This is a genomic window from Microcoleus sp. K1-B1 (assembly GCF_036704705.1).
Lineage (GTDB): Bacteria > Cyanobacteriota > Cyanobacteriia > Cyanobacteriales > Microcoleaceae > Microcoleus.
The window spans coordinates 53,941-62,561 of the sequence record NZ_JAUBSH010000040.1 but is presented as its reverse complement, the minus strand read 5'-3'; the positions used below and the strand labels follow the sequence as shown (position 1 = coordinate 62,561).

At 45.4% G+C, this 8,621-nt stretch carries 8 protein-coding genes; 2 read left to right on the top strand and 6 right to left on the bottom strand.

Translation table 11 applies throughout. From position 1 onward, the window contains the following. Positions 1–866: 866 nt before the first annotated feature. From QUA83_RS16450 to QUA83_RS16435, 4 genes are all read right to left on the bottom strand, one after another. Complete coding sequence (locus tag QUA83_RS16450) at positions 867–1,268, bottom strand: MgtC/SapB family protein (RefSeq protein WP_333294332.1); 402 nt, start codon at positions 1,266–1,268, stop codon at positions 867–869. A gap of 103 nt (positions 1,269–1,371) precedes the next feature. Beyond that, complete coding sequence (locus tag QUA83_RS16445; protein ID WP_333294330.1) at positions 1,372–2,028, bottom strand: hypothetical protein; 657 nt, start codon at positions 2,026–2,028, stop codon at positions 1,372–1,374. A gap of 387 nt (positions 2,029–2,415) precedes the next feature. Continuing rightward, a complete protein-coding gene (locus QUA83_RS16440) occupies positions 2,416–3,381 on the bottom strand; it encodes a BadF/BadG/BcrA/BcrD ATPase family protein (protein ID WP_333294328.1) in 966 nt (321 codons plus the stop codon). Positions 3,382–3,459: 78 nt separating this feature from the next. Then, positions 3,460–3,810 carry a zinc ribbon domain-containing protein gene (locus tag QUA83_RS16435; protein WP_333294325.1) on the bottom strand — a complete coding sequence of 117 codons (351 nt, stop codon included), beginning with the start codon at positions 3,808–3,810 and terminating at the stop codon, positions 3,460–3,462. Between the two features lie 215 nt (positions 3,811–4,025). Here QUA83_RS16435 and QUA83_RS16430 point away from each other — a divergent pair, with 215 nt between their 5' ends. Together QUA83_RS16430 and QUA83_RS16425 are read left to right on the top strand one after the other, a co-directional pair. Beyond that, positions 4,026–4,352: a phasin family protein gene (locus QUA83_RS16430; RefSeq protein WP_333036214.1), complete on the top strand. Its 327-nt coding sequence runs from the start codon at positions 4,026–4,028 to the stop codon at positions 4,350–4,352. Positions 4,353–4,631: 279 nt separating this feature from the next. Further along, positions 4,632–5,219, top strand: coding sequence for an FKBP-type peptidyl-prolyl cis-trans isomerase (locus QUA83_RS16425; protein WP_333294323.1), 588 nt, complete (start codon positions 4,632–4,634; stop codon positions 5,217–5,219). Between the two features lie 92 nt (positions 5,220–5,311). On the opposite strand, the gene QUA83_RS16420 is transcribed toward QUA83_RS16425, so the two are convergent. Both QUA83_RS16420 and rplI read right to left on the bottom strand, forming a co-directional pair. Then, entirely contained in the window at positions 5,312–7,924 is a 2,613-nt protein-coding gene (locus QUA83_RS16420; RefSeq protein ID WP_333294319.1) for a replicative DNA helicase, read from the bottom strand. Positions 7,925–8,123: 199 nt separating this feature from the next. Further along, positions 8,124–8,582: a 50S ribosomal protein L9 gene (gene rplI, locus QUA83_RS16415; RefSeq protein ID WP_006634794.1), complete on the bottom strand. Its 459-nt coding sequence runs from the start codon at positions 8,580–8,582 to the stop codon at positions 8,124–8,126. Positions 8,583–8,621 lie beyond the last annotated feature (39 nt).

Sequence of the window (8,621 nt, the reverse complement as noted above, 5' to 3'; positions counted from 1 at the left end):
TCATCTTTATTTGACGATTTTACTAGCTTTTTCATTTTAACTCTTTTTTGACACATTCGCAAAAGTGAGATGCACCCTCCTGGCCGCCCTGAATATACAATTTAAATGCGCGACAGCTTATGGTTAATTATCTATCAAATCGAGAATATTTCTCGCTCGCCCCAAGCAGAGATTTCCAGCCTTTGAGCCACTTTTTAGGCGTTGCATAATTGCGGGGTGATTTTGATTGTTTTTTTTGGGAATGGGTTCTCGTAAGCTGTTGCGGCATTTAAATTGTATGTCAAAAAAAATCAAAGTCTTGTGAGGTGGGCGTCCCGCCCGCCCTGAATATACAATTTAAATGCGCGACAGCTTAGCCCGAAGGCGTGTATTTTCACCGCAGGCGGAACCCCCCACAATATATTAGTGTCAACTTAAGCTTTTAGTCCGCCAGTCCTCCCGCTCACCCGTCAGTCCGCCAGGGAATGAATTCCCTGTCTCATAGCAAAAGTCCTCTCAAAGAGGACTGAAGAACTCATTAGTCCTCATAGCGAGGACTTTCGCTTTGATGGAGACTCTTGTTGAAACCCGTGCTGGAATAAGGGTTTAACGTTAAGTTAACACCAATGCCCACAATAATCATCCTCAAATTGTGTAACGCTCCTTTTTCACCTTATTGACAGATATGGCTGGGATAATGGCCAACAATTTATAATCAATAATTAACTGGACTTGGTATGAAAAAGCTAATATTGTTTCACCTCCATCGACCGCAATAAAGTTAGTTCGTAGTGAGTAGTTTGACCCTCATAAACCTCGCTTGTCCTTCCGCCGTTCCTACCAAGTTTATAACGGTTCTAATCCCGGATTTTATATTATCACTGAGACTATTTCTTACGACTCCGACGCTCTAACTCTTTAATTACTCTCAAAACAAACAGCGACATTAAAGCGCCAATTAATGCCAGTTGCCACAACCCGCATCCTGCAGCAGTTCCTAAAGCTGCTGATACCCAAATAGCGGCGGCAGAGGTAAGCCCGTGAACTTCCGGTTTGCCTCTTTCCTGTTGATTTTGCCGCAGGATTTCTCCGCCTCCCAAAAACCCAATCCCGGCAGCAATGCCTTGAATTACGCGCGCTACAGCATCTCCTCCGTTTTCATTTTTACCCATTGCCAGCGGCATTAAAACAAACAGTGCAGAACCCATACTTACTAGCATATGAGTTCTCAATCCCGCTGGTTTGTTTCTGAGTTGGCGCTCCCATCCAATAATTCCGCCAACAAACATGGCTAGGCACAACCTTAATAGTATGCCTAGCCAATTATCGGGAGACCACAAGTTAGCGATCGACAATGTTTTACTGCAAATAATTAATCGGAAGATTCCAATATTAGCGGAGTACGATGTCCGATCGCAATCTCACGGCCAAATCTTGTTCCGGGCGAATCACAAGCACGTCAACGCTGCGCCGCCCCAACAATACTCCAGCTAAAGCGCCGATCCCAGCGCCTCCCAATACTTCTTCAGTCGCGATCGCTTTGTCGCCGGTAATGCCGGCGAGTGCTGCTGCTGCTGCTGCACCCAAGGCTGCACCTTGCGCTACTGAACCTGTGCCAGCACCTTTTTGGACTCTTTCGGTTCTGGTAATAATTCCCGAATAGCCATCAATCCGATAGCGTTGGCGGCGGCTGATAATTAACTCTCTGGCAACAAATTGAGTACCACTTTGATTGCCTCTTCTGACAGGTTGCAGTGCCCCGACTATCTGGCTGCCTCCGGGGATTAATACTATGCCTTGAGGTGTGCGGATGTCTCGCGCTACTGTTAAAGTTAAAGGTGAAGTTTCTTCGCGGGTGACAACTATTTTGTCTTTTTCATAGCTAACTGGAATTACACTGCCCGACGGAATTCTGATGCTATCAAATTGGGAAATTCGTTGTTGGGCTTCTGCGGGAGTAGCTACTACCAGCGGCGCGCTGGTTCCAACTGTAATGCCCAGTGCGAGGATTGCTGCTGTTGCTGAACGCCATTTTTGAGAAGTAATCATATAAATTGTCTCCTTGCTGTGGTTTTTGTTTACTTAGGAACGCACTACTGCTAAATTTGTTTCTTGTTTCGCATTCATCTGATGTTTTGATTATGGCAGGCTTGAATTCTACCAGTTGGGAAGATAAGGTCGATAATCCAGAAGTTGAAAATTTGGAAAAATCGAGAAAATCCGCAAGACAGGGGCGATCGGGAAGATAAGGAAGATAGTCAACAGTCAATCGATTTTAGATTTTAGATTTTAGATTTTAGATTGAAGCATTGACCCCACCGATAAATACGTTCGGCAAGTTTCATCGGATACAGGTTTTTTATTTCTGGACGGATGAATCCGGGGGCTTGTATCCTGGATGCTTTCGGTCAACAGTCAACAGTCAACAGTCAACAATTAATTGTTGAGAGCGTTTAAGGCTAGCAATCCAGCACCGAAAGCTGGTTCGTATCGGGGCGAAATTACCTTAGCTTTTGGGGCGATCGCACTTATGCCCGCTTCAAACCGACCCCGGCAATTTGCCTCTCCACCCCACACACCTCCTACGATCACAATTTCAAATTCTTCTGTTTGGTTAAATAGCGCTGAAATGGCTATTTTGGTTGAATAGGTTAATTCTGCCACAGCATTATTGATAATGCAGTCAGCGACGCGATCGCCCTCTGCTGCGGCTCGATCGACAATCGGCGCTAAAGCAGCAATTTCTTTGACTCCCCAACCGCGCCCGTAAACGACTTCTACTAATTCTTCTAGGTTATTGAGGCCTAAATGGGTTTGAAATTTTTCCGCAAGCACGGTAAAATCTTCGCGTCCGTCATAGAACTTCAAAGCAGCTTGCAAACCGTGAAGGGCGATGTTATATCCGCTGCCTTCATCGCCTAAAATATATCCCCAACCCCCGACTCGTTTAGTTTTCCCTTGACGGTTTTGCCCAAAAACAATCGAACCGGTTCCTGAAATAACGGCGATACCCACTGGATGACCTGTACCGCCAGCAAGTGCGATCGCGCAGTCGCTGCTAATTACTATATTCCTGGGCAGGAATGATCTGGTTACTGGTAAAGTATTCGTCAACTGCAAGTTCTGCACTACAAATTGCACTATTTCACGATCTTTTGGACGCCCGACGCCTGCTAGTCCCAGACCAATTGCTTCTATGTTGAGATTGCCTACAGCCTCGACCTGAGCGGACAGAACTGCTCGTTCGATCGCCAATTGGATGGATTGTTTTGCTGTCTCAATTCCCAGGGTTTGATAATTTGACGGCCCTGCTTCACCCCGTCCTAAAACAAGGTGGTTGTCATCCATTAAAAGGCAGATAGTTTTAGTGCCGCCGCCGTCGATGCCGAATACGTAGCTCATGAATAATTTAGAGAATAATAGAGCAACCCAGATTAACAGAGATATATCTATTCTACGCTTTGTACAATCCGATTAAATCTACAGAGCAATGCTAATAATAATTAAACCTAATAATGCTAACCAAACCAGATGGCGCTGACACCAATTTTTGATCGATTGCAGCCCGTCGCCACTGCTGTAAGGAATCGTCTGTGGCACAAGTGGCTCAGCTTGATTGTGATAAAGCGTGCATTCTTTGGCAAAGGGACGCTGCGGGTAGTTGCAAGTGTCGTCTGCGTGATAAATACAGGTTGTGCACAGAAATTCTTCGGGTTTTGATCTATAAAGAGGGATACCCGGATGACCGAAAGCTTTGAGGGGGAGTTTGCAGTGTGGACAGGCGAGCGCTTGGGCGTCTACAGGTTGGTGACAGCGGGGGCAATCAGGCATAGACAGCAGGGTGATGGGGTAATGTGGTGGGTAGGCTCATTAGCGGGTTTTCCGAACGCCTATTAGGGCGATCGCCTCGCCATCAGGCGGCTGGATGCTCCAAAATAGAAAGGTAGGTGTGCGCTGATGTAACTTTAAGTTTACAGATGGTTTCGCAGCGACAGCAGGCGACCTGAGCCGATCGGGTATGAAAGGGCCAACATTAGGAAAAATCTATGGATAACAATAGCAACTTACTCAAACAACTGGTAATGCTGGGCATTGGTACTACCTCTCTGGTCGCAGAGAAATTGCAGGAAGTCAGCGAGCAATGGGTCAAAGATGGCAAAATCAATTCCGAGCAAGCCAAAACCTTTGTCGATGACATGACGGAGCACCTCAAGTCTGAACAGGGCAATTGGGATACGCAGTTGCAGCGGCAACTACGGAATATGCTGCAAGATATGGGAGTTCCCCGACAGTCCGAAATGGATGAGTTGCGGGGAAGGCTCGATCGTTTGGAACGTCAGATGCGAGATTTAGAAAACCGTAACTGGCGCTGAGTTCGATCCTCTTCTGCAAGCTTCGCTAACGCCCGCGAGAAGTTTGCTGCTATCTTGTGATAAAATTGTCACCCGAAGGCAGAAGGCTAAAAAAGGCACTTATGTAGAAGCCATTTATGTAGAATTACAAACATTTTGACTTCATACTTTTGTCTTGAAAATTATCTGGCACCTGCCCTTTATTGGTGGAAAAGTTCAGATAAAATTTGGTAGTTCTTGTTGTACTAGATGTCTTAGAGATCTGAGATATCGCCGTTAAAAGTATCAGGAGGATTAATTTTGCGAGGAGTTCTAGTCAGCTTGGGAGTAATGCTGGTTTGCTTTTTGTTTTTGATAGTCGCTCAAATGGGCGGTTCTGGGTCCCAAGCAGTTGCAGCCGAATTGAACAATCTTTTACCCGATACTGCTATTGAGAAGTTGTCAGCGCAGTCTTTGAATGAAAATAGCTTGCTAGTAGCTGATGCTACTTTACCAGAGGTACCAGCTACTATCGCTGGCAATAACATGACTGATAATACTGAGAAAACTGTCACCACCGATTCCGGTCTAAAATATGTTGAATTGAAAGAGGGTAATGGGGCGACTCCCAAAACCGGGCAGAAGGTGGTGGTGCACTACACTGGAACTTTGGAGGATGGCACGAAGTTTGACAGTTCGCGCGATCGCAATTCTCCTTTTGAGTTCCAAATTGGCGTGGGTCAAGTAATTAAGGGTTGGGATGAAGGTGTCGGTACGATGAAAGTTGGAGACCGCCGCAAGTTGATTATTCCCCCTGACCTCGGTTACGGTGCTCGCGGTGCGGGCGGGGTTATTCCTCCTAATGCTACGCTGATTTTTGATGTGGAATTGTTGAGAATCGCTGGCTAGGTAGCTCAATCTAATTCAACGTAAAACTTTTACGGTGTTTAGAAACCCGGTTTTTTTTAAGAAACCGGGTTTCTGTGTATGTTCTGGTGGATTTACGATCGCTTCGGAGATGCCAGATTGCGAAAGCAGGTAAATTGGGCGTCGAATAATAGTTTGATGATTCCTGTGGGGCCGTTTCTGTGTTTGGTAATAATTACTTCTGCAATTCCGCGATCGGGCGAATCAGGGTTGTAATATTCATCGCGGTAGAGCATAATTACTAAATCCGCGTCTTGCTCGATCGAGTTGTGAACTATGATGTCATTAGCGACAAAATTATGCAGTGCAGGCACTGTTAAATCGTAAACCTCAGCTTCGCCATCAACTTCTATTGAGGCTATTTCATCCCAGTAAATATCGCTCTTAGATAAGAGGGCAAGTTCATCTGATTTAACAATTGTAGCTACTCTGAATGCTCGTTCCCGACCAAGGTTGTGTTTGTAAAGGGTTGTACCACAATATAAGTTGCCAAGCTGTGCTTGCATCTGGCGTGTAGTTAAACCAAATTGCTGCATAGCAGGAACAGCATACATTTTCCACACATCACGCGGTATGACATCTCTATTAGTATTGCTAGAACGAATTTCAATGTATTCTGCAATTTCTGTCAGAGCTTGCTGTTTGTAGTTACCTACTGCACCAATCAAATGAATAAACTTATCTAAATCAGGTCTTCCAGTAACCCAAACTTGATGTTGATCTCGCCCTTTCCCTGGCTGGGGGCTTAAAAATAAGCGGGCATTGATACCAAGTCTGAGTAAGAGTGACTGAACATCTCTTGCCAATTTTTCACTACTGGAAGCATAGTAAACACTAGGGTAATGACATTTACCCCTACCTGTTTTTATGCAACCATCAGTACACCAAAGATGGCGTAAAAATAAAGCTATTGCTTCTTGAGGCTGCTCAAATATTTGATTAGGGACAAACTTCTGGTGAGAACGCAGACCAAAAACACCTAAAGCATCTAGCCATTCAGTTACAGGATTCCTCACATTATGGGTGAGATGATAGGTGGCAGGAAGATAAACTTGATACCAATCACGTTCTTTACAAATACGAGGTATGATTCGCTCTCCAAAGACTTCTATTGCAAGATTTGCAACTGTATTGGCTAAATCTTCCTCTCTAGTAGTATATTGAATAACGTGTCGAGGTAGAGTACATCCGTCTCCAATCATGTGTCCTAGCAAGGCTATTTCGGCATTCTCCATCGATTGGATGAAGGAACTTGATATGTATCTAGGTAGGGCAATGCGATCGCCTATTTTTAACTCGTCCAATCGCCGCCAGCCGTGAATGGTTAAGAACTTATGATTGCCAGTGGCTCTAATTGCCCGTCCCAAACGAGTTTGCAGTCGTAGTACAGGCTTAACACCTGTAGCAAAGGCATTGCTAACAACGGCTTTTTCTAACTGCATGGTGGCTTCATTGAGCGCCCAAACTGTGAAGCCAGATTTTCCTACTAATTCACGAATGGGTACGCGGACACCAGTATCTGCTAGCATTACCAAACTATCCCCTGTTAAGCAGCCGCTTTCGCGTAAATCAGACATCATGGGCCGCTTGTTTGTCCTCGCTTCCACACCCCGACTCAACTGAGATAAGGCAATAATCGGCACGTTGAGTTCGCGGGCTAAACCTTTAAGACTTCTGGTAATTCGAGATAGTTCTTGCACGCGGTTGTCGCTGGTACCTTCCATTAATTGCAGGTAATCTAGCAAGACTAATCCTAGGGTTCCGCCTTGTTCTGCTTGGAGGCGGCGGACTTTCGATCGTATTTCTGTGACGGTAATATTGGGAGTATCGTCAATAAATAGTGGTAGTTCTGATAAATTGCCAATGGCTGTACTGATTGGTTCCCATTCGTTTTGACTGATTCTACCCGATCGCAATCGGTTACTTTCTATTTTGGCTTCGCTGGACAGGATACGCTGCACTAGCTGTTCTTTCGACATTTCTAAGCTGAAAACGGCAACCGGAAACTTCTCCTTTCCAGCGGCGATGTGGTGGGCGATGTTGGTACAGAAGGCGGTTTTGCCCATCGCTGGCCTAGCTGCAACGATGATTAAATCCGATCGCTGAAAGCCTCCTGTCATAGCATCTAAGTCGTAAAAACCGCAGGGAATGCCGGGAAGCGTGAGGCCTTCATTGCGATTTTCTAGGTCTTGAAATGTTTGGTTTAGCGTTTCGCCGATCGACACTAAATCCTGTTGCGGACGTTCTTGAGTTATGCTGAAAATTTCTTGTTCGGCGCGGTCTAAGACTGTTTCTAGCGGTGTTGCCGTCTCGTAGCCTAATTGTACTATGTTGTTGCCAGCTTCGATTAATTTGCGGCGCTGATATTTGTCTTCAACTAAAACTGCATATTGGTCGATGTTGACTGCGGAAACTGTGCGATCGACTAATTGTGCTAATTTACTTAGTCCTCCTACTTGCTCTAACTGGTTTCGGTCGGTTAGCGAAGTTGTTACCGTCATTAAATCGGTAGGTTGACCCTGTAAAAATAGCGCTAATGCCGATCGATAAATGACTTGATGAGCGGTGATGGCAAAAAACTCCGGTCGCAGCAGTTCTGCAATTCGGGAAATAGCTTCGGGGTCAATTAAAATCCCGCCCAAAATTGCTTCTTCTGCCTCTATATTTGTCGGCATCAAATCGCTCATTCGTCAATATTCCTCAGTCATCAGTCATTAGTTATTAGTTGGCAGTGATTAGTCGTCAGTTTTGAATCCTTAGTTAGCAGTCCTCAGTCCTTAGTTAGCGGTACTCAGTTCTTAGCTAATGACTAATGACTAACAACTAATGACTGATGACTAATGACTAACAACTAATGACTAATGACTGATGACTGATGACTCTTAATTACATCGGAACAACTTGAATATCAACTTCAGCGGTAACTTCTGCGTGTAGTTTGATTTCAGCTTTGTATGTACCAGTTTGGCGAATTTCGGGCAGAGTGATGCCGCGCCGATCGACTTCTTGACTGGTAGAGTTGAAAATCAGTTCTGCTACTTCTTGGTTGGTGACAGTACCAAAAATCGCGTCTGCTTCCCCAACTTGCTTGGAGATGATGAAAGGCCCAGCCGATTGGAGGGCGGTTTTGCGGACTTCAGCTTGCTGTTTGAGCTCTAGCTGGCGCAGTCTTTCTTCTTCACGGCGGCGCTCTGCTTGCTTGAGAATGCCCGGAGTGGCTCTAAATCCCATTCCTTGGGGTACTAGATAGTTGCGGGCGTAGCCTGGGGCTACTTCTACTACGTCGCCAGCTTTGCCGAGTTTGCTGACATCTTTATTTAAAACTAATTGAACGCGCTTGGCCATGATCGTGGGTTGTGGGGTTTTAACTGCAACTTTTTATAA

Excerpts from the sequence above, each read along its gene's own strand:
- QUA83_RS16450 (WP_333294332.1), bottom strand. The coding sequence starts at position 1,268 with ATGTTTGTTGGCGGAATTATTGGATGGGAGCGCCAACTCAGAAACAAA.
- QUA83_RS16445 (WP_333294330.1), bottom strand. The coding sequence starts at position 2,028 with ATGATTACTTCTCAAAAATGGCGTTCAGCAACAGCAGCAATCCTCGCA.
- QUA83_RS16440 (WP_333294328.1), bottom strand. The coding sequence starts at position 3,381 with ATGAGCTACGTATTCGGCATCGACGGCGGCGGCACTAAAACTATCTGC.
- QUA83_RS16435 (WP_333294325.1), bottom strand. The coding sequence starts at position 3,810 with ATGCCTGATTGCCCCCGCTGTCACCAACCTGTAGACGCCCAAGCGCTC.
- QUA83_RS16430 (WP_333036214.1), top strand. The coding sequence starts at position 4,026 with ATGGATAACAATAGCAACTTACTCAAACAACTGGTAATGCTGGGCATT.
- QUA83_RS16420 (WP_333294319.1), bottom strand. The coding sequence starts at position 7,924 with ATGAGCGATTTGATGCCGACAAATATAGAGGCAGAAGAAGCAATTTTG.
- rplI (WP_006634794.1), bottom strand. The coding sequence starts at position 8,582 with ATGGCCAAGCGCGTTCAATTAGTTTTAAATAAAGATGTCAGCAAACTC.